Origin of the sequence: Micromonospora matsumotoense, assembly GCF_900091525.1 — a bacterium.
GTDB classification, from domain to species: Bacteria; Actinomycetota; Actinomycetes; order Mycobacteriales; family Micromonosporaceae; genus Micromonospora; species Micromonospora matsumotoensis.
On sequence record NZ_FMCU01000002.1, the window covers coordinates 379,314 to 406,088 of the forward strand.

Genomic DNA, 26,775 nt, shown 5'->3' on the forward strand with positions numbered 1-26,775 from the left:
TCAGCTGACGTTGCCGGAGCTGCGTGCACCCCCGCCCACCTGGATCGAGCCGTTCGACGAGACGTTGTCGGTGACCGACCACAGCCGCTTCGTCGGCGCCCCACTCCAGGACGGGTTGCACAGGATCGCCGGCTCGCAGTTCTGTACGAGATTGTCGCGGATCGCCATGATCGGGCCACCGGCGGCGAAGGCCCAGATGCCGACGCCCGCCCCGGCGGCCACCGAGATCCGGTTGTCGGAGACGAACACGTGCCGGATGCTGCCGATCTTGACCCCGCGGATCGTGCTTGGTGTGCGCCACCACGCCTGGTAGAGATGGATGTCGTTGCCGGTCACCCGGATGGTGCGCCCCTGGATCGGCGGTCCCTTGTGGTAGGAGACCCCGATGTGGATACCCTCGGCGACCTGGTCGAAGCGGCAGTCGGAGACCTCGACGTCACCGACCGCCGTACCCCCGCCGATCACCACCGCGCAGGCACCCACGGAGACCTCCGCCGCGGCGGTCAGGTCCCGCCGGTAACCACCGGCGTACTTCTCGCCGAAGGCCGGCTCCAACAGGATCCGGTCGGCGACGCTGCGCAGGTGCTTCGCCGCCGCCGACGGGGTCTGCACCGGGCTCGACGGCGGTGACGCGGCCACCGCCGCCTCCCAGGCACCCTGACTCAACGCCGAGTCGAAGCGCAGGCTGGCCCCCGGCACCGGCAACGCCACCTCCCGACGGCTGCGGGCGATGTCGTCGGCCTCCCGCACGTCGATCCCCTCACCGACCAGGTAGTCACGCAGCGTCTTGCGGCCCTCGTCGGTGTCGAAGATCCGCCCGGCGTTCTGCCCGAGCCGCCCCTTGAGCGAGACGAGCTGCCGCTTGTACGAGGGCAGCTGGGCCGGGTCCTCGGTGGCCAGATCCGCCAGCCGCAGCACGTACGCCTCGGCGCTCCCGGCGCTGCGCTGATCCTCGGCGGTGGGCGGACGCAGGGTGGTCAGGGTCCTCCACTCGCTCTGCGGGACCATCGAGTTCATCCGCACGCCCCACCGGCCGACCCGGACCACGGTGTTCCACTCACCCGCCTCCAACCGGTCGTCGCGGTCCAGGGCGAGCCGGCCCACCAGCTGGGTGGCCAGCTGGCTGCGGAACTTCTCGTCCTTGACCAGCTCGGCCAGGGTCAGCGACGCCGGCCGGGGCGGGCAGGAGAACCGGCACCGGGTGATCACCGCGTGATCCGGGTTCACCAGCAGCACCCCCTGCTGGCCGTGGCCGATGAGGAAGTCCGAGTCGAGCACCCGGACCTTGCCGGGCGGCGTGCCCTGGTCGTTGCGGACGGTCAGGCAGGTGCTCTGCGGCGACGCGCCGGCCACCCCGGTCAGCTGACAGTGCTCGATCGTCACCTCGGCGCAGTTGACGGCCGACACCGGGCCGAGCCGGCCCTCGGCGCCGGCCGGGCCGGGGGTCTCCACCGCCAGGTGGGCCACCGACACGGTGCCGCAGTTGACGAACATCAGCGCGAACTCCTGGCTCTGCACCCGGATCCGGCTGGCCGGCCCGCTGCCCAGCAGCCGGATGTTGGCCCGGCCGGTGAAGGTGACCGGGACGGTGCTGGTGTAGAGGCCGGGGGCGAAGCAGATCAGCACGTCCCCGGCCGGCAGCGTGTTGAGCGCCTGCACCCAGTCGATGCCGGGCCGGATGGTGATGGTCGCCCACCCACCGGTGGCGGTCGCCGCGAGCTGGTTGATGGCGGCCTGCACGGTGGTCGCCCCGGCCAGCGACGGCCGCCCGGTCGGGTCGTACGACACCCGGTCGGCGCGGGACAGCCCGGCGGTGAAGGTCAACGGCAGGTGGGTCGGCTGGCCGGCCTCGTCGAGGAGTTGGGCGGTGACCTCCTGGGTGGCGGCGGCCGAGTCGAGCTGCCAGCCGCAGCGGGCCCGGCCGTCGGTGCCGGTCTCCACCGTGACGGTGCTGGCGGTGACCGCACCGGCCAGGACCCGGCCGACGCCCCCGGTGACGGTGAACCGGACCCGGGCCTTGGCGACCGGCTGGCCGCCCATCGCCACCCCGGCGACCAGGTCGTGCCCGAGCGGCACCAGGGCCGCCGGATTGGCCGGCACCGGCACCGCCTCCTGGCCGTCCCCGCCGAGCAGGCTCAGGGTGGCCTGCCCGGTCAGCGGGGCGAACACCGGCCGGCAGTCGCGCAGCACACTCCACTGGGTGCCGTCCCAGCTGACGATGCCGACCCGGCCGTGCGACCGACGCGGTCCGTGCGGGGTCTGCGCCACCGGCGTGGTGCCGACCCGGGGCCACTGCACGTCGTGCAGCGCCGACCGGGCCGGGAACGACCACCAGTCGCCGGTGCGGAAGCTGCCCGCCGCCGAGAACCGGATCTTGATGCCGAGTTCCAGGTCCAGCTCGACGCCGCCGGCCGGCACGGTGCCCCGGCCGTCCCAACGCCGGACCCGGGGGCGGGACGGGAAGTCCGCCCGGTCGAGGCTGCCGGTGGCGGTGCCCGGCCGGATCACGATCCGGTCGCCCTCCACCCGGTCGACCTGCACCAACGTGCCGGGCAGGCCGTTGAGCTCCCGGCCGTCGTCGGTCAGCTCCACCCAGGAGCCGTTGGTGAAGCCGGCGCTGCCGTCGCGTCCGGGCACCTTCACGGTCAGCACGTCGACGTCGATGCTCTCCCAGGTCGCCACCGTGGCGGCGTTGTCCCGGGACCAGACGAAACCGGCGACGCCGGGCGCCCCGCCGGTCAGGATCTCCACCCGGTAGAACTGGTTGTCCAACCCGGTGTAGGGCGACCCGGTCGGGATCACACAGTCCCCGCCGGAGCTGCCCGTCGGGTCGGCGCGTACCGCGAGGGTGCCGGTGGAGGCGGCGGTCAGCTCCGCCCAGCCGGGTGGGGTGTCCGCGCAACCGACCGGGGTGTTCGGCGGCCCGGCCTGCAACAACCGCACCTGCCACACCGTACGCAGCCGGGTGGTGGTGTCCGGGCCGCCGAGGGCGACCTCCCGCAGCGCCGGGTCCTCGATCGCGGTCACGTGCTGCGACCACACCTGGAGCCAGGCGGCGTACACCCCGGGTGGCACCGGGGTGCCGGCGGCCAGCCAGGTGCCGTCGAGCCTACGGACGAACGGGCCGGCCGCCGGCAGGTCCGGCTGACCGAACACGGAGACCGGGGAGTCGTTCTCGCAGAGCACCCCGTCGAGGTAGTAGCGGCCGGCCGACAGCTTCAGATCCGCCCCACCGGTCACCGCGAACGCCCCGCCGACCAGCGGCGCACCGACCGCGCCGACCACGTCGGTCAGCGCGGTGGCCCGCAGGTGGGCCTGGATGTCCTGCTGTTCGTTCCAGTCCGCGTCCAGATCGACCCGACCCTGCTGCTTGCGGACGCTCGTCGCGTGCCGCCGCTGGTCGAACGTGACGCGGCTGATGTCGCCCTTCATGGTGTGGTTCCTCCGGTCGGCAGGACGGGCAGGGCAGCGGCCACCCGCCCCAGCGGCAGGTACTCCGCCAGCGCGAGGGTGAGATTGTGGAGACGTTGCGGGGTGAGAGCGCGGCGGAACGCGCCCAGCTCGGCACCGGACTCCGCACCGGTACGCAGCTCGGCGGCGGCGGTGGCGGCGAGTCGGCCGTAGGTGGCGTCGCCGTACCGGGTGCTCGCCCACGCCGGGCCGACCCGGGTCGCCACGTCCGGGTCGCCGGGATGGGCCTGCTCGGCGAGATCCGGTTGGCAGCGGTAGCGGCGCGGGGTGACCGAGCCCGGGCGCAGGTAGCTGAACCGGACGTACCCCTGCTGCCGGCGGGCCACCGTCACCGGTTGGTCGAACAGGCAGTCGGTGGCGGTCAGCACCCGCGCCGTGGTGCTGCCCAGCACCGTCACCCCGGCCAGCTCCGCCGCCGCGTCCCCGGCGGCGACCGGGCCGTGCACCAGCGTGTCCGTCACGGCCAGCGGGCCGTCGGTGGTGGTCAGCGCGCCGGTCACGCAACGGTGCACCACCACCCGGGTCCGGTCGTTGCCGGCGATGACGGTGAGCCCGGTCGCCGCCGGACCGACCGTGCAGTGCCGCAACTCCACCAGGCCCAGGCCCGGCCCGCCGGCACCGGGCGCGGCGACGGTCACCGCCCCGGCGACCAGCAGCCCGTCGACGACCAGCTCACCCGGGCGGTCCCCGGTGCCGACGCCGGTGACCGTCACCCCGCCGAGCAGGCAGGGACGCACCCCGACCGGGTCGAGGTCGGTCTGCCGGCGGGGCCGGTCCGGCGGCCGGGGCCACTGCGCGGCCAGCACGCTCAACCGGCTGCCCTGCCCCACCCGCACCGACAGGTTCTCCCGGTAACGGTGGCTGTCCAGCACCACGATCCGGCCGGTGCTGCTCGGATGCGCGGCCTGGAAGTCGTGCCAGGCGGTCACCGCCTCACCGAGCGAGGCGACCACCTCCCCGGCGCGCGGCGGCTCGGTCACGCTCACCGCGAGCTGCCAGTCCACCGGGCCGTCCGCCGCGCCCAGATCACCCCGGCGCGGGTACGGGCCGGCACCGACGTCGGCGCTGAACGCGTACCACCAGGAGACCGCGAGGCGGTGCACGGGCCGCCCGGCGGCGACGGTGACCCGGCCACGCACCGGGTCGACCCGCACCACACTGCCGGTCGGCAGCTCCCATCCGGCCAGGTCGCAGATCCGCAGCAGGTCCAGCGGGACCGGCCGCAGCTCGTCGGTCGGGGTCGACTGGATCCACACCACGAACGACGGGTCGTCGTCGCGGAACCAGCGCCGCTGCTCGGGCGGGGGAGGGGCGTCGGAGGCGAGCGCCACCAACTCGTCGCGCAGCGGCCGACGGCGCAACGGGCCGGGGACGTTCGCCTCGTCGGCCCGGTGGTCGACATCCGGCTCGGTCACCGTCGGCCCGGTCAGCTGCCGGCCCACCCCCACCGGGTCGATCCACCACCGACCGTCCGCCGGCACCACGGCCGGCGCGGCGGTGGCCCGGTCCAGCCGGTACGACGGCAGCGGCCACACGTACAGGCCGATGTGCCCGATGTTGGGGCGGCCCGCACCGGCGTCCATCGCCCGCACGTCCACCGTCCGGCAGACCGTCTCGAACGGCCCGCCGACCAGCTCCAACGGTGCGGCGGCCCGCAGCTGCGCGGTGGCCGGCGCGGACCGGACATGGTTGACGTGCTGGGTGACCACCAGGCGTTCGAAGAACTCGACGACCGCGGCGCTCCAACCGGTGTTGGCCCGGGTCAACTCCTCCAGCGCGGCGGCGGTGCCCTTGCGTCGCCGGAACCGGATGGTGTCGGCGACCCGGGCCCGGTCGGACAGGCCGGTGCCGTCCGACAGCGGATGCAGCTGACCCGCGCCCACCAGCTCACCCAGGTAGGGCACCACCCACTCGGCGCAGGTCTCCACGAACCAGTCGTCGGTGAGCTGGTCCACGTCGTCGCCGAGTGCGCCGGCCTGCTCGGCCATCACCTCCACCAGCGCGTGCAGCATTCCACCGGCCGCCTCGTCCTGGCTGCGCAGGGCGGCCGGCAGCAGGCCCCAGATCTCCTCGGCCCTCACGATGCCTCCAGCAGGGTGACGTCAGCGGTGTCCACGGTGAGCAGGTCGGCGGGGAACAGCAGGTCACCGACCCGGCGGGCGGGGGCGGCGGTGATCACGTCGAACCGGCCCGGCGGTTGCTCGGCGTCGTACAGCAGCTCCAGCACCACCGCCGCGACGCCGGGCACCCCGTGCAGCAACGCCTGCACCTCGCCGGCGCGGACCGGCCGGGCGTAGTCGCGGGCGTCGAAGCTCAACCCGGTCACCAACGCCGCGCGGGCGGCGGACGAGACCAGCGCGAACCGGTGCCCGGGGGCCAGCAGCAGCCGGGCGGTCACCGCCACCCGGCGACGGTGGTGGCCGAGGATGCGCACCGGCACCGTCGCCTGCCGGGCGGCATCCAGGGCGCGCAGCAGATCGGCGCGCACCGGCGCGCTCTGCGGGATCTCCGTCCCGTCCGGGCCGGCGACGGTGAGCAGGACGAGCTGCCGGGCGTCGTCCCAGACCAGGTCCGCGCGGGCCTTGCCGATCCCGGCGAAGGCGCGGGCGAAGTCGGCGTAGTCGTCCAGCGAGACGACCCGGCCCAGGGTCCGGACCGCCAACGGCGCGTTGCGGCGGGCCCGGTCCACCCCCTCCGGGTCGTCGGCCCCGGCGGCGGGCACCGGGTTGACCACCTCCATCAGGCCCAGCGGCCTCGACAGCGCAATCGTCAACCGGCCGGGTGCCAGGTCGGCCAGCCGCCCGATGCCGCTGCGGTAGGTGGCCACCACGTTGTCCTGCCCGGTGGGCAGCCGTGCCCCGGTCAGGCCGTCGCCGAAGGTGACCGTGACGGTGCCGTCGTCGGCCCGGCGGACGGTGTAGACCCGGGCGGTGGGGGCCTGCCCGAGCAGCGCCGGCACCTCCTGCCAGCGCACCCCGTCCACCCAGATCGCCAGGGTCGTCCGGGAGCCGCTCGCGGTCGCGGCGGGCACCTGGGTCAGCGGCACGTGCCGCAGGGTGAACCGCGGAAACGCCCGCCGCGCGTCGCCGCCCCCGAGCACCTCGGCCCGGCTCTCACCGTGGGTCGCCGACGTCACGTTGCCCAGCACCCGGACGCTGTCGCGCCGGTAGCGCTGCGCCACGTTCGCCGTCAGGTCGACAGTGGTCGCGTCCCGGACCCGCAGCACGGTCACCACCTCGCAGACCGGCCCGCCGGCCGGGTCGACACCGGTGAGCACCAGCGGCCGGCCCGGCTCCAGCCCCGGCGTCGGCCGGGCCAGCTCCAGGGTCGACGTCGCGGCCAGCGGGGTGGTCAGCGGCGCTGCGGCCGGCGGCAGCAGCCGGCTGTCGCCGAGCACCGTGGTGGTACGCCGGGAGAAGCTGTTCGAGTCGCCGCCGGCCACGGTGACCCGGGTGGTGCGGGCGGCGATGCCGAAGTCGGCCACCGGCTGTTCCGTCACCGCGTCGACCCGGCGTACCTGCGGCACCCCGGCGGTCTCCAGAACCAGCCACGACCCGGCCACGATCGACGGGTACGACTGGTCCAGGTGCAGCGCCCGCTCCTGGCTGCCCAGCGGGGCGTCGACCCAGCTGTCCCTGCGGGTGGCGTACACGCCCGGCAGCACCTGGTTGGTGCCCGGGTTCAGCTCGCCGACCCGCAACGCCACCGGCAGCGCCGACCACGGCTGCGCCTGGTGCCCGAAGAGCGCGGCCCGCTGCGCCAACAGGTGCACCTGCACGTCCCGTCCCGGCTGGCGCAGCTCCGCGCCGAGCGGCTGGGCGGTCACCGCCGCGTCCAACCCGACCACCGTGTACGCCGGCACCACCGCACCCCCGTCCAGCGCGGTGGCCGCCGCCGGCAGCACCGCGGTGGCCGCGCGCACCCGGCGGACGTCGCACCAGTCCGGGCCGAGCACCAGCAGCGCGCTGCCCGGGGTGAGGACGGTGTCGGCGCCGGCCAGGTACAGGGTGGCGTCGCCCGGACGGGGCGCGCGGGGTGCGGTGACCCGCAGCCCCACCGCGTTCAGCTCCGGCCGGGCCAGCAGCGGCGTCACCGTCTCGAAGACCTGCGGCAGCTCGCCGGGGCCGGGCACGCTCTGCGCCTGGCTGCCCACCGGGATCGGCACCCCGTCCGGGGCGCCCGGGGTGGCGGTGACGGTGAACGACAGCCAGGTGGTGGCGGCCACCCCGGGGCGCAGCTCGTAACCGATCGCGCGGGCCAGCATCAGCACCGAACCGCGTTCGGTGGCGGTGCCGAGGAAACCCTCGTTGGCGATCCGCTCCTGATAGAAGGCGAGCACGTCCAGGGTGGTCGCCCAGGCGTGCAGCAGCGCCACGGCCGGGTCGTCGACCTCCCGGGTGGTCAGCCCGGCCAGCTCCGGCCGGGCACCCAGCCGGGCCACCAGGTCGGCGGCGAAGTCCGCCTGTCGGCCCAGCCGGTACGCGATGTCGCGGCGGCCGGGCGGGTTCGGCTCCCGGCCCACTCGTGTCGTCACAGTCCACCCACCAGGTCGAGGTGCAGGATGCCGTGCTCCGGCACGCTGGGATCGTTGTCGAGGCGGATCACCTCGGTGTCGCCGGCCCGCAGCACCCGGTCGGTCAGCTCCCCGCCGGGCGCCACCCCCACCGGGTGCAGCTCGGTCACCCGTACGTCGGTGACCCCGGGGACGGTGACCGCGGCGGCCAGCAGTTGGCTGACGTGGAGCGCGGTGCCGAAGCTGAACCGGTCGGGGTGGAAGAACCCCCGTACCCCACCCGGCAGGTCACGGGCGGAGAAGAGGTCCAGCATGGCCCGGCGGACGTCGGACCGGAACGCGCCGGGGGTGACGCACACCCACAGCCGCAGCTCCACCGGCAGGTCGACCGGGTCGCGCAGTTGCAGGTCGTAGCCGGCGATGCGGAACCGGTCGAGCCGCCCGGCCAACCGGCGGGCCAGCTCCGGTTCGTCGGTCAGCCGCTGCCCGCCGGTCAGGTCGAGGGTGAGGAAGACCGTCCACCAGGACCCCGTCCAGCGGACCCGGGCGGTGGCGTTGGCCACCTCGGGCAGCCGCAGCGCCGCCGCCACCCAGTCGGCGGTGGTGACCGCCCGCTCCTGGGTGGCGAAGGCGACCGGGGCATGCTGCCGGGCGTGCTCGATGTTCTCCGGCTCGGTGCCACCGACGGCGGGCAGCGGATTGGTCGCGGCGAGCAGCCCGACCCGGTCGGTGACCAGGGTGGTCAGCGCGTCGTGGCCGAGGTTGCCGGCCGCGCCGCCGCCGCGCCACCAGGCGACCTGGAAGACCGTGCCGGCCGGTGGCCGCCGCCCCGACACGTCGTCGCCGAACCGCAGGCTCACCCGCCCGTCACGTTCGCGTTCCGGGACGAAGCCCTGGTCGAAGCGGTCGGCGTTGAGCAGGTCGCGGCGGGGCCGCCAACTGCCCTCGGTGGTCTCCAACCGGATCAGCGGCACCGCGGCGCGCGGGTCCTGGTCGAGGGCCTGACTGGCCGGGGTGTCGGTCGGGAACGGCACGGCCGCGGCCACCGGTTCGGCGGTCAGCACCGGCCGCCACCGGTGCTCGGCGGCGGCCGGGAGCTGCCCGGACACCGCGATGGCGTGCTGGACGGCCACCAGGTTGGCCCGGGCCACCGCGCAGGTCACCAGGTGGTCGGTGCCCGTGCCGGCGACGGATGCGGTGACGGTCAGCGGGAAGGCCAGCCGGTCGGCGGCGCTCCACTCGACCTCCCGCACGGCCACCCCGGTCACCGGGTCGGTGGTGGGGCGTGCCGAGACCAGCCGGACCACCTGCCGGTGGGTGGGGTCCGCGTCGGCGCGTCGCCCGGTCTGCGGGGAGAGCACCTCCTCCAGCAGCAGCAGGTCACCGGCGGCCAGGCCGGTCGCCGGCAGGTCGACCAGGGTGGCCCGGGTCGCGCCGACGGGCAGGCCGCAGTCCCGGCCGCCCCACACGTACAGGGCGATCTCGTTGCGGGCGGCCCGGGGGGCGAGCGGGGTCAGCGTCTCGAAGCCGGTCGCACCGCCGGCCAGCAGCGCCGCCGCGTCGGCGGGCCGGACCGCCGGGGTGGCCCGGTCGGCGGCGAGCACCGCGGTACCGGCGGGCACCCCCCGGCTCTCCACGTCCGAACCGGCGGCCACCCGGACGCTGAGCCAGGCGCGGGCCGCGCAGCCGTCGTGCACCGCGTAGTCCAGCAGCCGGGCGTGCCGGCGTACCGAGATCCGGCTGCGGGCGGTGCCCAGGTACGCCTCGGTGCCGGCGGCGTCCTGCCGGTAGGACAACCGGTCGGCGACGTGCGCCAACGCCTCCACCACCGTGATCAGCGGGTCGGCCGGGTGGCGTTCGGCCCCACCGGGCAGGGCGGCGAGCCGGTCGAGCATCAGCCGCCGGAAACCGGCGTAGTCCTTGGCCAGGTAGTCGGCCGGCGCGGTGGTCGGCGGCGGCGGCGCCACGGTGGGGGCGGCCGGCGCCGGGTCCAGATCGCTGGGGCAGTTGGCCTTGAAGGAGAACTCCTGCGCCGACAGCACCGGGTCGAAACCGGGCGGCACCCGGTCGTCCACCGCCGACCGCACCAACCGCAGGGTGTACGGGGAGAAGTCACCGGCCCGGTCCACCCGGACGGTCAGCTCCGCACCCGCGGCGGTGACGCTGAGCCCCCGGACCCCGGTGATCCGGACCCCGCCGTCGACCACCACGTTCCCGACCGAAAGCGTCGCCCCGGCGGGCACCCCGCCGGGTTGACCGGGCAGCGGGTGCAGGAAACCGACGTGCAGCAGCCGCTGGTCGGCGGCGTCCACCTCGACCCAGTCGATGCCGTTGAACGCGCTGCCGGGCCGGGCCACCTCGGCCCGCCGCGCGTCGTCGTCGCACCGCACGCTCATCCGTCGCCCCTCTCCACCGAGACCTGCGCCGGTCGGCCGGTGGCGCGCAGCCGGTATCCGACGTGCACGCGTACCGCCGCCTCGGCCAGGTCGACACGGACGTCGTCGACCTCGATCAGCTCGCCGAGCCAGCGCTGCAACGCGCTGCGGGCCTGCAACTCGGCGGTGCCCACCACCGCGTCGTCGACCGGGGCGAAGAGCAGTTGGCCGAGGCCGGCGCCGAAGTCCGGCCGGTTGACCCGTTCGCCGGGCGCGGTGAACAGCACCGCCTCCACCAGGTCGGCGATGTGCCGGTCCGGGCCGGCCACGCCGGAGCGGCCCCGGTTGTCCGGCCGCCACGGAAACGCCGGGTACGTCATGACGCCACCGCCCGGACCTGGAAGCCGGCCACCGTCGGCGGCCCCTGCGGGATGCCCTCCGCGCTCACCCCGACCCCCACGCTGGTGGCGAGCACGGCCGGTTGCCCGTTGACCAGGACCCGGGCCGCCGGGGTGGTCCACTGGACCTGGACGCAGGGCTGCGGTGTGGTGCCCGCGCCCACCGGCACCTGGAAGGGGCACCCGGTGACCGGGTACGTGTCGGTGGCGGTGACCACCGGCAGGCCGTTGACCAGCACCCGCGAGTTGCCGGTCTGCGGGGTGACCGGGCCGGTGTGCGGGCAGGACAGCACCGCGCCGACGTGCAGCACCGGGCCGGGCATCAGGTCACCGTCAACGCGGTCTGGTTGACCGCCACCGTCGGCCCGACCAGGGTGATCGAGGCACCCTTGCCGTTGGAGATGATGATCCCGGTGTCGTTGATCGAGATCATCGCCCCGGTCAGGGTCTTGAGCAGGATGCCGCCGGTCGGGCCGGGGGCGTCGGAGATCATCAGGGTGGCCTGGCCGGGGGTCTGCAGCACGATCGGTGGGGTGGGTGGCGGGGCGGACGACACCAGCGCCGGGATCTCCGCCTTGGAGCCGTACCAGCAGCCGGTCCAGATCGGATGGTCGGCGTCGCCCTGCTCGAACTCCACCCACACCCCGGTGCCCGGCAACGGCACGGCGAACATGCCCGCCTGGACGCCGGCCAGCGGGAAGCAGGGCATCGCCCAGCTCGACGGAGGGAGCGTGACGTCCGGAACGGTCACCTGGATGCGGCCCTGCTGCAACGGGTCGAGGTGGTTGACCACCGTGCCGCGATACTTGCCGTAATACCTCGTCGTCATGGTTGTGCCCTTCCGGAACTGGAGATCTGGGCGTTGCGGCCGAGGGTGAACCGCTGCTTGACTTCGCCCGCCTTGACGGTGGTGGTGACGCTGCGCACCACGTACTCGCCGTCGTAGGCCCGGCCGGCGCCGCGGACCCCGACCAGCCGCCGGCAGCGCAGCAGCCGGCCGTAGCGCAGCACGTCCAGCGAACCGGACCCGCTGATCACGTTCGCCGACTGGGCGGCCCGGGCCAGGCCGCGGGCGAGGGTCTGCACCACGTCCATCCGGGCGGTGGCGTCGTCGGTCCCGCTGGGGTTGGACCGCCCGATGTTCATCCGCCGGTACGACAGCGGAATCGGGATCTTGCGGCCGAGCGGCGGGTTGAGCGGGCTGACGTCCGGCACCGGCAGCGGAATCGGCACCCGTACCTGCTCCGGGAACGCGGTGAGCAGGTAGACGGTCTTCTGCGTCCCGTCGAACGAGAACGACAGCGACTCCACGTTGGCGCCGGCGTCGGCGTTGACCGTCAACACCGGTTGGGGCTGACCGGTGCGGACCTCCGGCCCCCAGTAGGCGGTGTTCATCCCCGGGGTGGGCCCCGGCTCCACATAGAACGTGTAGCCCACCTCGTCGGCCAACTGCGACACGTACGCGAAGGTGGTGCCGCGTACCGCCGGGATGCGCTGCACCGGGTTCGGCGCGAACACCAGCACGCTGGGCACCACCATCGGCACCACCCCGTACGCGGCGAACGGGGCGAGCAGGGTCAGCACCCGGGCCTCGGCCGGCATCGGCATCGGCAGGTCGGACAGGTCGATCAGATCCATCATCTGGCTGACGTCCACCCCGGTGAGGGTGAGCGTCGACGCGCCCGCGTCGTTGCTGCGGGCCACGTCGTGCCGGGTGACCACCCCGTCGGAGAGCACCTGCGGACGCCCGTCGAGGTGCAGCACCAGCAACACCCGGGTCGGCGGGTCGAGGCTGCCGTCGGCGAGCATCCGCTCCACCAGCGAACCCCGGCCCAGCGCGAGACGCAGTTGGAAACCCGAGCGCTGGCCGGCGTTCTGGGTGACCTGCGCCTCCTGCACCGCCCCCACCAGCTCCATCGGGGCCGGCCGGAAGGTCAACGGCCCGATCAGCACCTGCAACCGCACCCCGCTAGGCATCGGACCCTCCCGGGAACCCCTCGGGCAGGGCGACCCGGACCACCCGGCCCGGCTGCTCCAACTCGGTCGGGTCGAAGACGCCGTTGGCGTCGCAGAGCTGCCAGAACGCGGTGGGGTCGCCGACCGTCCGACCGGCCAGCAGGTCCACCCGGTCCCCGTCGGCGACCGGCTCCCAGCCGGCGGTGGCGAGCCGCTCGGCGGGTGGCACGAACCGGCGACGCAGGTGCACGATCTCCTCGCCGGTCTCCGGGTCGACGGTGACCGTGGTGCCCACCGTGGCGTACCGGCTGTCCGGGGCGACGGCCCCCGGTGTCGGCAGGCCCACGCCACCCGCGCCGGTGGCGGCGAAGAGGGTCTCGGCGACCCGGCTCTGCGCGGCGACCAGGGCCGGATCGGTGTCGGTCGGCCCGGTCACGGCAGCCGGTCGATGCCGAGGTCGGCCAGCCGCCCGCCGCGTGCCCGGCCGGCGAGCTGTTCGAGCTGCTGGTGGGCGGCCATGGCCAGGCCACCGGCCCGGCCGTCGGTGCCCACGTCGTTGACGGTCAGCACCCGCAGACCCAGTCGGATCTTGGCGCGGATCGGGTTCAGCATCGGGTCGAACGCCTCCTCGGTGATGGTCAGCTCGGTGATCCGTACCGGCCAGAGCCGGCGTCGTCCGAAGGCCAGCAGCACCAGCGGCGCCGGGGGCGGCACCACCTCCAGGGTGCCGGCGGCCAGCAGCGCCGCGGCGTCCTGCACCGCGGCCAGGCTGGGGTAGGCCAGCGATTCCAGCGCGGCCAACTGGGCGGTCAGTCCCAGCTCCACCGCGTCCGGGTCGGTGAGCTGGTCGGCGGCGTCGAGGTCGGCCTCCAGGGTGAGCGTCTGCACCGGTGGACCGGTGATTCGCAACGCCTCACCCCGGGCCCCGCCGTCGGCCCCGGCGGTCTTGAGCTGGAAGCCCCGGGTCAACGAGTCCGGGTTGTACTGGAGAGTGATCACCCGCCGGCTGCGCCCGCTGTCCGGGTCGAGCACGACCAGGCCGGCGCGGAGCAACCGGGGGCTGAGGGGACTGGTCACGGGCTGCCTCCAGAGGTGGGACGCCGCCAGCGGATCCGCTCCGCCACGGCCCGGGTGATCCGGCCTTGCATCAGCAGCGGGTCCAACCCGCTGAAGTCGACCGTGCAGTCGGTCAGGTCGGTGATCCGGATCTGGCCGGTGGACAGGCCGAGACCGTCGAAGAGCAGGTTCACCCGGGCCACGGTGGCGCTCTGCAGCGAGACCGGCCGCAGCCGGCCCGGTCGACCGCCGCCACCGGCGGCCCGCCGCACCCCGCCGCCGACGGCGAGGTGCACCAGCGCGTCGGGGGCCAGCACGATCTCGTTGCTGCCGCCCAGCGGCAGGGTGATCTCCCGGGGGTTGTTGATCGACAGGTCCACGTCGACGTTGCCGATCGCCAGCAGACCGGGCGGGCCGGTCGACGGCTCGTCACTCTGCACGTCGGCGACGGTGTGCAGCAGGTCGTCGCGGGAGGCCGTGGTCGGTCGCAGCAGCCGGTTGAGGCGTACCAGGTGCGCGGTACGGGCCTGGCTGACCTCGCCGGTGTCGAGTTGCCACCGCAGGAGGTCGACGTCGTTGTCCGGCGGGGGAGCGCCCTCCGCCGCGAAACTGGGCAGGTGCACCCGGTAGACCAGGTCGTCGCCCTCGACCACGAACCGGCCCGGGGTCCACCACGGCAGCGCACCGGTCAGCCGGCGGTAGTCGACCGCCCCGTCGCGCAACGCCAGCCGCACCTCCCAGCTGCGCTCGCCCCAGAGGAACCCGTCGTGGGTCACGTCGAAGTCGATGTGCCCGTTGAGGCTGTCCAGCACCTCACCGATACGGTAGGCGTCCAGCACCCGTACCAGGGCGTCCCACTTCCCGGCCAGGGCGGCCCGCCGCTGCGCGCTGGTGGTCCGGGCGGGCGGCGGGGCCGCGATCGGGGAGCCGCCGCCGAGCATGGTGGCCAGATCCAGCACGAACCGGGCGTTGCGGATGTCCAGCGACGGCAGTTCACCCGAGCCGCTGGTCAGGTCGTGGGTGAGGTCGCCGAGCAGCCCCTGCTCGACGAAGAGGTACAACCCGAGCCCGCTGTCGGTGAAACTCAGCCCGGTGACCTCACCACCGCGTACGGCGATCCGGCGGCCGGGGGCCGCCGTGCCGTCCGGCCCGGCCGGGTCCTGCTCGTAGCCGATCGAGGTGAACCGCAGCCCGTACTCGGGGCGGCCGGTCGGCGCCCCGAGGAACAGCAGTTGCCGACGCGGGTCGGCGGTGACCTGGGCGCTGATCGCGGTCAGCGTGGGCTGCGCCAGGTGCAGCCGCAGCCCACCGTGGTCGAGGAAGTCGACGCTGAGCCCACCGGCGGCGAAGTCGGCCGTGCCGCCGGACAGGAACGTGCCGATGTCGAAGCCGACCCGGGCCGCCTCGATCGCCCCGATCCGCAGGCCGCCGAGGACCCGCATCCCCTCCGCCGTCCGGGTCGCCTCCACCAGGAAGCCGTCCTGACCGGCGGCGGGCACCAGCCGCAGCTCACCGAGCACCGCCTCGATGTCCGGGTGGAGCCGGATGGTGGTGCCGTCGTGCAGATCCACCAGCAGCCCGCTGGCCCGGGTCTGCTGCACCACCAGCTCCCGCAGCAGCAACCGGCGGAACCGGCCGCCGGGCGTGCCGGCCGGGTACAGGTCGACCCGGGCCCGCGCGGTGATGCCGAGCAGGCTGATCGCCCCCGCGCCCGGGGGGATCCGCAGGCCGAGCGCCGCGCCCTGCCAGTTCAGCGCGTCCACCGAGATGGTCGCCAGGTGCAGCCCCGGCTGCCCGTCCGGGCCGATCTCGATGTGGTCCGGGCCGACGCTGACCACGCCGGTGTCCAGCCCCTGGATGCTGACGTGCTGGTCGTGTTCGCCCGGCCGGGGACCGACGCCGAGGTGACCCTCGCCGCCGACCACCCGCGCCTGGATCCGGCCACCCCGGCCGAAGGCGAGGGTGAGCTGGGCGGCCCACAACGCGCCGTCGACGTGCAGCGCGGCGTCGATCCGGCCGGCGATCTCCACCCGGGTGGCCCCGGTGGTGAGCCGCCCGGCGGTCAGCCCCGCCGCCGCCGACCAGCGCAGGCCGCGCAGGTCCACGTCGAGGATCTCCAACGGCGACAGGTCCGGCTCACCCGCCGGGGTCGGTTCGGCCCGGCCCAGACCGACGTCGAGGACCCCGTCGCGGTAGCGCAGGTCCCGGCCGGTGACCCGGGCGATGTGCAGCCGCTGCACGTGCAGCGCGGCGGTGGCCGGGACGACCCGACCGGCGGCGTCGCGCTGCTCCGGCGCGCTGTCCCAGCGACCGCTGACAGTCAGCCCGTCCAGCACGGTCGGTCCACGGGAGACGATCCGGCCGTCCCCGGCCCGCCAGTCGATCGCGCCCAGCTCGATCCGGGCCGGGCCGACGTCCTCGAAGCGCAGCCCGCCGGCCCGCTCGGTGACCAGCCGCCCACCCAGCCCGGCCCGGCGTACGGTGACCGCGCCGTCCGGGGTCCGCAGGGTGGTGTCGGTGAGGGTCAACCCGTCGAGCTGGATCCGCTGGCTGTCGGTGGGGTCGCTGACGATCCGGCCGGTCACCGGGTCGACCTGGTGCGGCCCGGCCCGGATCAGGTCCACGGTGACCGAGGCGGCGTTCGGGCCGGCCGCCCGGCCACCCACGGTGCCGGTGATCGTGGTCGGGCCGCCCTGCACCGCACGGGAGATCACGCTGAACCGGAGCCGGTCGAGCTGGCCGACGGTCAACCGCCCGCTGTAGGTCAGCTCCTCGCCGGTGAGGTCCACGTCGAGGTCGTGCAGCCGCACCCCGATCAACGCGCCGGAGACCACCTCGACGCTCATGCCCGGTGCCGGGTCGGTGACGTCCATGCCGATCCGGTCGGCGTCGATGCGGTCGATGACCAGGTTGCGGACCAGCGCGCTGCGGACCTGCCGGCCGGTGGCGGTCACGCCGGTGCGGACCTGGACGTCGAGGCTCATCCGACCGATCCGGGTGCTGCCCCGGGAATAGAGGCTGCGGCCGGGGGAATTCATGGTCAGCCCGGTCAGCTCGGTCTGCTCCACCACCAGGTCGGGCAGGCGCAGGTCGTCACCGACGGGCAGCACCCGGCCGTGGATCGCCTCGCCGGGCGTGCCGTCGGCCCGGGTGGGCGCGGTGAAGGCGATCCGCCGGGCCTCGACGCCCGGCCCGGAGAACCCGGTCACCGCCAGCTCACCGACGCCGAAACGGACGGCGGTCCGGCCGACCGGCAACCCCGCGGCGGCGGCCGGGCCGGCCAGCTCGGCGGGGAGCGGACCACCGCCGACGGCGTCGAGGTCGGCGCGCACCCGCAGCCGGGACGCCGCCAGCCGCTCCACGGTGGTGGCCCCGGCCCGGACGTCGGTGGCGGTCAGCTCGGCCAACCGCACCTCCACCCCGAGGGTGGCCGGGTCCATGGTGACGCCGAGCCCGGCGACGGTCAGCCCGCCGACGGTGACACCGAAGTACCGGCCGGCCCGCTCCCGGAGCAGCTGCAGCTCCTGCTCCTGGGCCCGGGTGCGGTGCCCCGGCAGGTACCGGCCGGCGGGGTCGACCGGCTCGGCGGCCAGCGACTCCAGCTCCCGCAACCGGTCCAGGTCGGTCAGCCAGCGGGTCAGCTCGGCCCGCCGGTCCGCCCCGCGGGGCTCGGCGGACAGCGCGGCGAGCTGCGCGGTGACGTCGGCGCGGGTGGGCAGGCTACCCGCGGTGATCCGCAGCGCCGGCTGGCCGGCCGCGCCGGGCAGCAGGCGTACCCCGGCGAGGGTGGCCGACCCGGCGCTGCCCCGGGCCGTCGTCGCGGCGTCGACCGGGACCCGGTCGCGGCGGAACCGGGTGATCAGCTCGTCGTCGGGCAGGTACTCGCCGGACCGCGACGGCGTCGAGCCCTCGGCGTGGATCGGGTCGATCTCCACCCCGGCGGCCTCGACCCCGCCGGCCAGCCCGGTCACCCGGATGCCGCCGATGTCGATCGCGCCGCCGACGGACTGGCGCAGCTGGTCGGAGAGTTCGACCAGCCGGCGGCGTTCGGCCTCGGACAGCGACTCGGCGTGCCAGCGGTGCCGGGCCTCCAGCCGGTGCAGCTCCCGCTCCGCCGGCTCCAGCGCGGTGAGCTGGGTGCCGACGGCGCTCAGCCGCTCCTGGAGGGCGGTGCGCTGCGTCCCGTCGGCGGTGCCGAGCCGCAGCCGCAGCGACTCCTGTTCGGCGCGCAACCGGGCCGGCAGGCTGTTGGCCACGCCGATCAGGGTGCGGCCCACCTCGATCCGGCCGATCTGTTGCAGGCCGGCGAAGGAGAGCCCCTCGGCGGTGGCGCTGGCGAAGCTGACACTCAGCGAGTGCATCATCTCCACCGCGTCGGTGACCCGGTCGCCGATCCCCCTAGGTGGGCGGAACACCCCGTCGGTGAGCAGCCCGATCGTCGAGTTTGCCAGCGGGGTGAAGATCTCCCCGGCGGTCAACGAGGTGAACTGCTGGGCCAGGAACGGCGCTCCGGCCGTGTACGGGGCCAGCAGCGCGTCGCTGATCTTGGACAGGAACGGCAGCCCACCGTAGAACGAGATGACGTGGTGCAGCAGATGGATCAGCGGGTCGATGATCGGGATGCCGACCCAACCGTGCCGGCCCGGCTCGGTGACGTTCTCCTGCCCGGTCGCCCCGGCCCGGAAGGCCAGCGTGGACAGGCCGAACCGGCTCAGCCCGAGCAGCCCGCCGGGCAGCCCGTCGCTGGCGTACACCACGTCGGAGACGCTCAGCGCGCCCATCCCGGCCTGCGCGCCGACCGGCCGGTCGTAGCCCCGGTCGGAGAACGAGGCGACGATGTCCAGGTCGGTCAGGGTGACCCGGCCGGTCCGCAGCGAACTGCCGGTGAAGGTGCGGTGGAACCCGTCGAGTTCCAGCCGGGGCAGCCGGACCCGCAGCACCCCCTGCCGGGCGTCCACCGACAGCGAGAGCCGGTTGGTGCGCTCCCGGTCGGTGTCGCGCAGCCGGGCGCCACCCAGGTCGCCGCTGATCCACTGGGCGTCGTGCAGGTCGAACTCGTCGACGGTGACCTCGTCGGTGAACAGGCTCAACCCGGTGCGGCTGAGGAACAGCAGCTTCAGCCCCACCGCGACCAGCCGGGCCAGGTCACCCACCACGGTCGGCAGCCCGTCGGTGCGCAACGACTCCGGGTCGAACGAGGGTCGGCGGGTGGCGTGGTAGAGCCGCAGCTGCGCCACCAGCGTCGCCAGGTCGGGCAGCAGGTCCGCGCGGACCTCGCGGGAGCGCAGGAACACCCACCGCCGGTCGTCCAGCGCGTACGACTGGATGATCAGCGACCGCAGTTCGGTGGCCCGCCCGGCGCGCCAGAGCCGGTCGTCGCGCAACCGGTCCCGCAGCTGGTCGCGGGCCTCCACGCGGCGGGGACCGGAGATCGCGGTGGTGGCGAGGGAGGCCCGCATCTGCGGGGTCATCCCGGACTGCATCCGGGCCCACCGGTCCGGGTCGTCGGCGGCCAGCCGGGCCTGGTCGGCGACCGGCAGGTTCCGCACCAGCTGGAACGCCAGCCACGCCTCCCGGGGGTTGACCGCCCAGTCGGTCAGCCCGGTCGCGAGCAGGCTGCGGGCCTGCCGCTCCAGGTGCGCCGGGTCGCGCAGCGCGAGCAGGTCGAGCAGTTCGGCCCGCCACGTCTCGTGGGTCAGGTACGCGTCCGGCAGGGCGGCGAGGATGCGGTCCAGGTCGCGCAGCGCGTCCAGCCGGTGCACGGCGGTCCGCAACGCCTCCCGACCCCGCGTGCCCGGGTCGGCGGTCGCGCCGGTCGGCCGGTCGTAGCCGATCAACCGGCGGACCAGCTCGACGGCGTTGACCCCGTCCAGGCCACCCTGCACGACCCGGTGGATGTCGGCGACGAGCCGCTCGGCGTCGACCTGCCCGGCGCTGCGCCGACGGCGGTCCCACGGCTCGGCGAGGGTGCCCACGCCGGTGTAGCCGCCACCGAGCACGTCCTCGGCCGGGATGTTCTCCTCCAACCGGTCGAACCAGCTGCCCTGGTCCCGCCGCCGCCACCGGTCCTGGGCGGCCAGCGGGAGGCTGCGCAGCAGCAGGTACGCGAAGCGGGCCTCGTGGTCGCGGATCGCCCAGTCGAACACCCCGTACGACAGCAGCCCCTCCACCCGGGCCAGGTTCCGGTGTTCCGGGCGGGCGGCGAGGACGACCAGCAGCCGGGGGCCGAGCGGGGCGTCGACCCGCCGCTCCTCCCACGGCAGTTGGTCGAGCAGGGTGTCCAGGTGGCCGCTGTCGTCGAGCTGGCGTACCGCGTGCCGCAGTCTCGGCCCCGGCTCGGGCGGCCCGGCGTCGACCGACCCGGTGCCGGCCGGGGTGCCGGTGGGCGGGGTGCCGGCGGTAGGCGGGGCGGGGGCCAGGTCGGTCAGTAGGCGCAACGCCTCGACGGCCTGGCGTTCGCCGATCAGCCGTTCCACCCGGCGCAACCGGGTGCCCAGGTCGGTGTCCCGGTCGAGCCGGGCGTCGTCGGTCTCCGCGCCGCCCAGCGCGGTGATCTGCTCGCGCAGGTCGGCGGCGTCGCTGCCCGACGGGGGACGTTCGGCCAGCAACGCCCGGAAGTGTGCCTTGCGGTCACCGCCCAGCAGCTCCCGCAACACGCTGGTCCGCAGGGCCCGCAGCACGTGCAGCGCGGTGCGTCGCTGCACCGGGTCGAGCCCCTCGGTGCGCAACCCGTGCACGTTGTCGGCTTCGAGCACCCGCAGCAGATAGGGGGTCTGCCCGCCGAGGGCGGCCAGCGCGGCACGCGGATAGGCCCGGTGGTGGTCGTCGTCGAGGTTGCCGGCCAGGTCGGTGCGCCGGGGCGCGGGCAGGCTGTGCACCAGGCTGCGGGCGACCACGAACGGCAGGGTGTCCAGGATACGCAGGCAGCCCCGCACGTCGTCGCCGGAGACCCAGAGGCCGTCGAGCAGGTCGATCATGCGGGCCCGTTCCGCCCGGTACCGACGGTCCACCAGCGCGCCCAGCTCCGCCTCCAACGGCCCGCTCCCGGCCTCGTCGGCCGGTGCCCGGTCGGGGGCCGGCGGGCTGGCCGGGCGGGGCGGGGTGGCGACCGCACCGGTGTCGGCGGCGACCGCACCGGCCGGCAACCACGCCACCGGCGTCCACAGTGCCCGCCCGGCCGAGGCGGCGTCGGCCAGCGCCCGCGCCTCGGCCTCCGGGTCGGTCGCCCGCTGCCCCGGGTACGCCGTGCCGCCTCCCGCCTGCGCCAGGTGCCCCAACTCGTGCACCAGCAGGGCCCGCCCGGCCGCCCGGGACGGGTCGAAGCCCGGGGCCAGGTGCACCGCGCCGTCGGCGAGCAGCCCGTGCGCGCCGTGGTTGGCGGCCCGTCGACCCGCCGCGCCGAGGCGTACCCGCACGGCGTCCGGCCGTAGGCCCAGCGCCGGGGCGTACCGGTCGACCAGTTCGCGGGTCAGCGTGGCGAGGGCGTCGTCGCGGCCCGGTGCGGGTTGCCTCGTCGGTGGGGGAGCCCGGTGGGCGGCCGTCTCCCGGGCGGCTCCCGCGCCGGTGGCCGGGTCGGAGGTGGTCATCGGTCCACCCTCGCCAGACCCAGCCGGGCCCAGATCGTCTCGGCCAGCGCGGTTGGCAGATCATCGGTGACCGGTGGGTCGCCGGCCGAGCCGTCGGCCGACGGCAGGCCACGGTCGGCCAGCAGCCGGCTCAGCCGGGCGCCCACCTCGGCCGCGAGGGTGGCGTCGACCGGCACGTCGACGCCGGTGAGGACCAGCCGGCGGATGTCGACCTCGATGGTGGTGACCTCGATGTTCATGACCACAGCCCGGGGTCGGCGGGCCGGTCGTGCTTGGCGTACTCGGCGGCGACCGCGTCGAGCACGTGCCGCATCCCGACCGGGTCGCCCTCCCCGGCGGCGACCAGGGCGGCGCGCAGCGCGACGGTGTGGATGTCCCCACCGGTGAGGTCCAGCGCGGCGAGGCGGGGCAGGTCCAGGTCGGTGGTGGCGATCGCGGGAGGGAAGGCCCGCCGCCACAGGCCGGCCCGCTCGGCGGGACCGGGGTGCCCGAACGGGACCACCACCCGCAGCCGGCGCAGGAACGCCGGGTCGATGGCGGTCCGCATGTTGGTGGTCAGCACCGCCACGCCCCGGTACTGCTCCATCCGTTGCAGCAGGTACGACACCTCGATGTTGGCGTACCGGTCGTGGCTGTCGCGTACCTCCGAACGGCGGCCGAACAGGGCGTCGGCCTCGTCGAACAGCAACACGGTGCCACCGCGTTCGGCGGCGTCGAAGATCCGCCGTAGCTGCTTCTCGGTCTCGCCGATCCACTTGCTCACCACGGTCGCCAGGTCGACCCGGTGCAGGTCCAGCCCGAGCACACCGGCGACCACCTCGGCGGCGAGGGTCTTGCCGGTGCCGCTGGGCCCGGCGAACAGCGCGGCCACCCCGAGGCCCCGGCCGGTCCGACCGGCGAAGCCCTGCTCGGCCAGGAGCGTCCGGCCGGCCGCGGCGGCGGTCAACTGACGCAGCTGGGCCAGGGCCGCGGCGGGCAGCACCAGGTCGTCCCAACCGGCCCGTACGTCGATCCGTTCGGCCAACCCGTCCAGGTCCCGCCGGACCCGCTCACGCACCAGCCCCCGGGCCAGCCCCACCGGGTCGACGGTCGGGCCGGGGACGGCGGGGGTGGCGGAGTCGAGGATCTCCCGGTGTCCCAGGTCGAACTCCCGGGCCAGGAGGGCGGCGGCTGCTTCGGCGCGGCCCGGCAGCAGCTTCCGCCAGAGCGCCCGCTGCTCGGCCCGGGTCGGCCGGTCCACCGTCGGCCCGGGGGTCACCCCGTCGAGGGCGACCGCGCGGGGGGTGCAGACCACCACGTCGCCGACGAGCCGGGCCATGAGCTGCGCCACGGCGGCGCTCGCCTCGGGTGGCTCGTCGCCGGTCAGCTCGACGACCAGCACCGGGTCGGCGAGCACCACCTCCCGGTTCCACAGCCGGGCGAAGGCGTCCCGGTCGGTCACCGCGCGGGGCAGGTCGGTGGCGGTCACCCGGTGCCCGGCCCGGCCCACCGTCGCGCAGGCCGCCGCCAGCACGTCGACCCGGTCGGCGTGGTCGGGTCCGCAGACCCGCAGCGGGCGACGGCCGGCCTGCCACGCGGCGCAGAGCTGCCGTGCGGCCCGGCGACGGCTGGCCGGCAGGACGGTCGGCGGCGGGGGCAGCTCCACCAGGTAGGGCCGTAACCGTTCGTCGAGCCGCCCGACGCCGCGCAGCTCGTGCAGGATCCGCTCGTCGGCCCGCAGCGGAGCGTGCGGCAGCGGTCCCTCGCCCAACTCCACCAGCCGGGCCGCGCGCAGCGGACGGTCGGCGGCGAGGGCGTCCCAGTGCCCGCCGGGCAGGGCGTCCAGGCACCAGGCGAAGGTGGCTGGCCGGTCCAGCAGGCCCAGCTCCCCGGCGACCGAGGCGACCAGCACGTCGCGTTCGAAGGCGGTCAGCCCGAACCCGGTGGCGATCCGGCGCAGCGTCGAGGCGTCGGCCGGGCCGTCCGGTGTCGGTTCGCCCTTGAGGAGCAGGTGTATCCGCGCCACCTCGGCGGCCAGCCCGTCGTCGTGCCCGGCGACCGGTGGTGGGCCGGGCCAGCGGGCGGCCGGGCGCGGGGCGGGCATCACAGCACCACGGCGGGGCCGTCGTACCGGCCGGTCGGGTCGGCGTGCAGTGGACTGTCCACCCCGTCCACCCGCAACCGGGCCAGGTAGGTGCCGGCGGGCAGGTCCCGGAAGGCGAAGCCGATCCGCCCGGTGCGCGGCCCACCGGACGGCACCCCGTTGTCGGCCGGCGCGGCGAGCACCGTGCCACCCGCCCCGGTCAGACCGAGGGTCACCTGCTGGCCGGCCTCGACCTCCGGGACGACGTCGACGGTGACCGTCCCGGTGCGCAGCACCACTCCGTCGACCGTCCGGCTGGACCCGACCACCACGTCGCCGGGGGCGACGGTGATCGTCGGGCGGTAGCTGACCGGCACCGCGTCGGAGCTGATCGCCGGCCGGGGTGTGGGTGGGTCGCCCAGCGCCACCGCGTGGGTGACGACCAGACCACGGATGCCGGCCGCGACGGGTCGGTCGAAGTCGGACAACGGCACCCGCAGCTCGCCGGCCGAGGCGGTGGCCGGGCTGGCCGAGGCCGTCCCGATCCGGACCCGGACGTCCGGCCCGGCCAGGTTGCGGCCGGTCACCACCAGGGTCGCGCCCGCCGTGACCGGGGTGCCGGTCGGCCCGTCGGCGCGGACCTGGTCGACCTCGGGGCCGTCGACGTCGACGGTGCCGGCGGTGACCGCGCGGACCGGCAGCGGCTCCCGGGCACCGCGCAGCGGGTCGATCAGCACCACCGACACGTCGAAGAAGACGCTGCTGCGGTACGGCGCGCTGAACGCCGACCAGAGCCGGAAGCTCTCCTCCCCGCCGGGGCTGTTGGTGACGCTGACCCGGAGCAGTTCGACCTGCTCGGCGAGGCGGGAGTCGGCCACCGCGGCGGGCAGCGTCGGGTCGGGCGGGTCGGGGGCGAGCGACCGGCGGATCGCCGCCCGGGTCAGCACCGGCGTCTCGTGCAGCATCGCCAGCAGGTGGCCGAGCAGGATCTCCCCGGTCAACGGGTCGTGGCCGTAGACGCTGGCCACGTAGTGCAGGTCGACGCCGAGCGGCGGCGCGGCGACGTCGTCCCCACCGGTGCTGCGCGGGGGCGGCCCGAGGTTGGCCCAGGTCGGGTTCCGGGTCACCCGGCTGAGGAACAGGTTGACCTGGTTGCCCTCCTGGTTGCCGACGGTCACCCGGTCCGGTGGGCCGGCGGAGACGGAGACCCCACCGACCGCCGACGAGGCGCCGGTGGCCCGCAGGTAGGCCATCAGCTGCCCGCGCAGCACGGCGGTGACGGCGGCCAGGGCGTACCCGGTGCTCATCGCGTCGCCCCCGACCCGCGCAGGTACGACTCCAGCTCCGGGGCCGGCCCCGGAGCGACGGTGGGGGTCGTGGCGGCGGTCGGGGTGCCGGCGGGCACGGCGGTCGTCGTCCGCCGGTCGCCGGTGAGGCGTACCTCGATGCGGCCGATGTGCACGTGCACGGTGACCGGCTCCGGGGTCCGGGCGGCGGCCCGGGTCACCGGGGCGCGACTCGCGGGCGCGGCGGGCGGTCCGGGGTGGGCCACCGGGCCGGCGATCACCGGCGGGACGGCCGGGGGCACGACGACGGGGTGCGGGGCGGGGGTGCGGGGCGGCGGTTGGTCCGGGGCGTCCCGGCGGGGTGGCTGCGGTGACCGGTCCGCGACGGCCGGGGCGACCGGCGGGCGGGGCGGTGTGGCCCGGCTCGTCGGTGCGGGCCCGGTGGCGGGTGTGGACGTGGTCGCGGTCGGGCCGGCGGCAGCCGTGGGGGCCGGCACGGGTACGGGCAGGTCCGGTCCGGCGGCCGCGGGGGTGGCGGGGGCGGGTGGCGGCGCCGGCCGGGGTCGGACGGCGGGCTCCGGCGTCCGCGGGACCGGTGCCGGTGGCGTCCCCAGCGGGACGGCCGGCGGCGTCGCGACGTGGGCGCGGGGTGCCGGCGGCGGGTCCGTTACCGGCGGGGCGACCGGGCGGCCGGCCGGCGGGGGCGCGGTCCGCTCCTGCTCGTCGGTCAGGAACCCGTCCGCCTGCGGGGTTTCCGGCTCGAAGCGGCCGTGGCCGCGCGGGCGTAGCCGGGGGGCGGTGCCGACGGCCAGCGCCGCCAGCGCGGCCAGGTAGCCGGTCACGGGACCCGCTCCAGGTACGCGGCCCGCCGGTGCGGGCCCAGCGCCAGCACCTCCGCCTCCGACCAGCCGTAGGCCCGGGCGAGTCGGTGCACCTCGTCGAGCAGCCGGCGGACCCGGGCGTCGGCGGCCTGCCACGCCCAGGCCGGCACGTCCAGCAGCGCCTCGGTGGTGCCGCCACAGCTCGGGCAGGTCAGCGACACCGCGACGACGCCGAGCGGGTCGCGGTCGGCCATCGCGGCGGACACCGCCGGCAGCGCGGCGGACGGGTCGGCCAGCGGTGGAACGGCGTCGAGCAGGCAGGCGTCGAACAACCACCGCTCGGCCGCCGCCGCGTCGCCGGCCCGGGCCGCCCCGGCCAGGTCGGCGGTGGTGGGCAGCCGCAGGGTGAGCAGGTGTCCCCGCCAGGTCAGGGTGAACGGCCCGGCGGTCCGGTCCGGGTCGGTGCGTTGCGGCGCGGCGGCCAGCAGGTCGGCGACGGTGAGGGTCACCTCCAGGTGCTCCGGGCAGGCCCGACAGTCCACGGTGGCCGCCACCCGGCCGCCCGTCCAGCCGGCGGCGGCGGCCAGCAGCAGGGCTGTCACCTCGCCCACCGGCAGCCGGTCGGCGTCGGCCCGGCCGAGCAGCAGCAGCCCCCGGCCCGGCCCGGGCCGACCGAGCGCGCTGTCCCAGGTGTGCACCAGCTCCACCTCGGTCAGCGGCGGCCCCACGGTCACGACCCGAGCCGTGGTTCGGCCGGTTCGGGCACCGCCTCGTCGCGTTCCCAGCCCTCGTTCTCCAGCTTGATGTGCTCGATCGCCACCGCGTTGGCGTTGGCGTCCAGCTCCGGCAGCGCCTGGTACTCCGAGACCCAGCAGCGGAACAGCCGGTACGACTGGGCCACCTGGCCGGCCTCGTTGAGCAGCTCGATGGTGATGTCCCGGCGGAAGTCGGCCAGGGACACCTCCGCGCCGGGCCCGGCGTGCAGCGCCCAGATCCGGCCCGCCCACTGGGCGAACTCGGCGTCGTGGGTCAGCCCCCGCTCCAGGGTGACCGCCTCGAACTCGGTGCGCCCCGGCGACTTGTGACTGGTCGAGGCGTTGCCGCCGTCGCGGTGCTTGACCACCTCGGTGGTCCGTTTCAACGCGCTGACCTTGCTGACCCCGGCCACGTAGCGGCCGTCCCACTTCACCCGGAACTTGAAGTTCTTGTACGGGTCGAAGCGCGTCGGGTTGACCGCGAACTGCACCATGA

General features: G+C 75.5%; 17 protein-coding genes. All 17 read right to left on the bottom strand.

Annotated features, from left to right (window positions below):
- Genes GA0070216_RS05450 through GA0070216_RS05530 form a run of 17 tightly spaced genes read right to left on the bottom strand, consistent with a single transcriptional unit; the run spans position 1 to position 26,773 of the window.
- Positions 1–3,432, bottom strand: coding sequence for a DUF6519 domain-containing protein (locus GA0070216_RS05450; RefSeq protein ID WP_091239871.1), 3,432 nt, complete (start codon positions 3,430–3,432; stop codon positions 1–3).
- On the bottom strand, positions 3,429–5,552 hold the full coding sequence (locus GA0070216_RS05455; RefSeq protein ID WP_091239873.1) for a phage tail protein: 2,124 nt from the start codon (positions 5,550–5,552) through the stop codon (positions 3,429–3,431). Before GA0070216_RS05455 ends, GA0070216_RS05450 begins: the two co-directional genes overlap by 4 nt.
- Positions 5,549–8,005 carry a baseplate J/gp47 family protein gene (locus GA0070216_RS05460; protein ID WP_141723009.1) on the bottom strand — a complete coding sequence of 819 codons (2,457 nt, stop codon included), beginning with the start codon at positions 8,003–8,005 and terminating at the stop codon, positions 5,549–5,551. Before GA0070216_RS05460 ends, GA0070216_RS05455 begins: the two co-directional genes overlap by 4 nt.
- The gene (locus tag GA0070216_RS05465; protein WP_141723010.1) at positions 8,002–10,380 is read right to left on the bottom strand and encodes a baseplate J/gp47 family protein; all 2,379 of its coding nucleotides are present in this window, start codon (positions 10,378–10,380) and stop codon (positions 8,002–8,004) included. Before GA0070216_RS05465 ends, GA0070216_RS05460 begins: the two co-directional genes overlap by 4 nt.
- A complete protein-coding gene (locus GA0070216_RS05470) occupies positions 10,377–10,739 on the bottom strand; it encodes a GPW/gp25 family protein (RefSeq protein WP_091239882.1) in 363 nt (120 codons plus the stop codon). The genes GA0070216_RS05465 and GA0070216_RS05470 overlap by 4 nt, the downstream gene beginning before the upstream one ends.
- The gene (locus GA0070216_RS05475) at positions 10,736–11,080 is read right to left on the bottom strand and encodes a hypothetical protein (protein WP_091239885.1); all 345 of its coding nucleotides are present in this window, start codon (positions 11,078–11,080) and stop codon (positions 10,736–10,738) included. Before GA0070216_RS05475 ends, GA0070216_RS05470 begins: the two co-directional genes overlap by 4 nt.
- Positions 11,080–11,586, bottom strand: coding sequence for a phage baseplate assembly protein V (locus GA0070216_RS05480; protein WP_091239891.1), 507 nt, complete (start codon positions 11,584–11,586; stop codon positions 11,080–11,082). Before GA0070216_RS05480 ends, GA0070216_RS05475 begins: the two co-directional genes overlap by 1 nt.
- Positions 11,583–12,734, bottom strand: a complete 1,152-nt coding sequence (locus tag GA0070216_RS05485) for a hypothetical protein (RefSeq protein ID WP_091239895.1) — start codon at positions 12,732–12,734, stop codon at positions 11,583–11,585. Before GA0070216_RS05485 ends, GA0070216_RS05480 begins: the two co-directional genes overlap by 4 nt.
- Positions 12,727–13,149, bottom strand: a complete 423-nt coding sequence (locus GA0070216_RS05490; protein WP_218108134.1) for a hypothetical protein — start codon at positions 13,147–13,149, stop codon at positions 12,727–12,729. The genes GA0070216_RS05485 and GA0070216_RS05490 overlap by 8 nt, the downstream gene beginning before the upstream one ends.
- A complete protein-coding gene (locus GA0070216_RS05495; protein WP_091239899.1) occupies positions 13,146–13,790 on the bottom strand; it encodes a hypothetical protein in 645 nt (214 codons plus the stop codon). Before GA0070216_RS05495 ends, GA0070216_RS05490 begins: the two co-directional genes overlap by 4 nt.
- Positions 13,787–21,355, bottom strand: coding sequence for an eCIS core domain-containing protein (locus GA0070216_RS05500; protein ID WP_091239903.1), 7,569 nt, complete (start codon positions 21,353–21,355; stop codon positions 13,787–13,789). The genes GA0070216_RS05495 and GA0070216_RS05500 overlap by 4 nt, the downstream gene beginning before the upstream one ends.
- Positions 21,352–21,594: a hypothetical protein gene (locus tag GA0070216_RS05505; RefSeq protein WP_091239909.1), complete on the bottom strand. Its 243-nt coding sequence runs from the start codon at positions 21,592–21,594 to the stop codon at positions 21,352–21,354. Before GA0070216_RS05505 ends, GA0070216_RS05500 begins: the two co-directional genes overlap by 4 nt.
- On the bottom strand, positions 21,591–23,438 hold the full coding sequence (locus GA0070216_RS05510) for an ATP-binding protein (protein ID WP_091239913.1): 1,848 nt from the start codon (positions 23,436–23,438) through the stop codon (positions 21,591–21,593). The genes GA0070216_RS05505 and GA0070216_RS05510 overlap by 4 nt, the downstream gene beginning before the upstream one ends.
- On the bottom strand, positions 23,438–24,724 hold the full coding sequence (locus tag GA0070216_RS05515) for a Pvc16 family protein (protein ID WP_091239915.1): 1,287 nt from the start codon (positions 24,722–24,724) through the stop codon (positions 23,438–23,440). The genes GA0070216_RS05510 and GA0070216_RS05515 overlap by 1 nt, the downstream gene beginning before the upstream one ends.
- Entirely contained in the window at positions 24,721–25,545 is an 825-nt protein-coding gene (locus GA0070216_RS05520) for a hypothetical protein (protein ID WP_091239918.1), read from the bottom strand. The genes GA0070216_RS05515 and GA0070216_RS05520 overlap by 4 nt, the downstream gene beginning before the upstream one ends.
- The gene (locus GA0070216_RS05525) at positions 25,542–26,258 is read right to left on the bottom strand and encodes a hypothetical protein (RefSeq protein WP_091239922.1); all 717 of its coding nucleotides are present in this window, start codon (positions 26,256–26,258) and stop codon (positions 25,542–25,544) included. Before GA0070216_RS05525 ends, GA0070216_RS05520 begins: the two co-directional genes overlap by 4 nt.
- Positions 26,255–26,773 carry a phage tail protein gene (locus GA0070216_RS05530; RefSeq protein WP_091239926.1) on the bottom strand — a complete coding sequence of 173 codons (519 nt, stop codon included), beginning with the start codon at positions 26,771–26,773 and terminating at the stop codon, positions 26,255–26,257. The genes GA0070216_RS05525 and GA0070216_RS05530 overlap by 4 nt, the downstream gene beginning before the upstream one ends.
- Between the last annotated feature and the right edge of the window lie 2 nt (positions 26,774–26,775).

Bases quoted from the DNA above. Each gene is read 5' to 3' on its own strand.
- GA0070216_RS05515 (WP_091239915.1), bottom strand. From the start codon at position 24,724: ATGAGCACCGGGTACGCCCTGGCCGCCGTCACCGCCGTGCTGCGCGGG.
- GA0070216_RS05480 (WP_091239891.1), bottom strand. From the start codon at position 11,586: ATGACGACGAGGTATTACGGCAAGTATCGCGGCACGGTGGTCAACCAC.
- GA0070216_RS05450 (WP_091239871.1), bottom strand. From the start codon at position 3,432: ATGAAGGGCGACATCAGCCGCGTCACGTTCGACCAGCGGCGGCACGCG.
- GA0070216_RS05530 (WP_091239926.1), bottom strand. From the start codon at position 26,773: ATGGTGCAGTTCGCGGTCAACCCGACGCGCTTCGACCCGTACAAGAAC.
- GA0070216_RS05510 (WP_091239913.1), bottom strand. From the start codon at position 23,438: ATGCCCGCCCCGCGCCCGGCCGCCCGCTGGCCCGGCCCACCACCGGTC.
- GA0070216_RS05500 (WP_091239903.1), bottom strand. From the start codon at position 21,355: ATGACCACCTCCGACCCGGCCACCGGCGCGGGAGCCGCCCGGGAGACG.
- GA0070216_RS05485 (WP_091239895.1), bottom strand. From the start codon at position 12,734: ATGCCTAGCGGGGTGCGGTTGCAGGTGCTGATCGGGCCGTTGACCTTC.
- GA0070216_RS05465 (WP_141723010.1), bottom strand. From the start codon at position 10,380: ATGAGCGTGCGGTGCGACGACGACGCGCGGCGGGCCGAGGTGGCCCGG.
- GA0070216_RS05505 (WP_091239909.1), bottom strand. From the start codon at position 21,594: ATGAACATCGAGGTCACCACCATCGAGGTCGACATCCGCCGGCTGGTC.
- GA0070216_RS05470 (WP_091239882.1), bottom strand. From the start codon at position 10,739: ATGACGTACCCGGCGTTTCCGTGGCGGCCGGACAACCGGGGCCGCTCC.
- GA0070216_RS05475 (WP_091239885.1), bottom strand. From the start codon at position 11,080: ATGCCCGGCCCGGTGCTGCACGTCGGCGCGGTGCTGTCCTGCCCGCAC.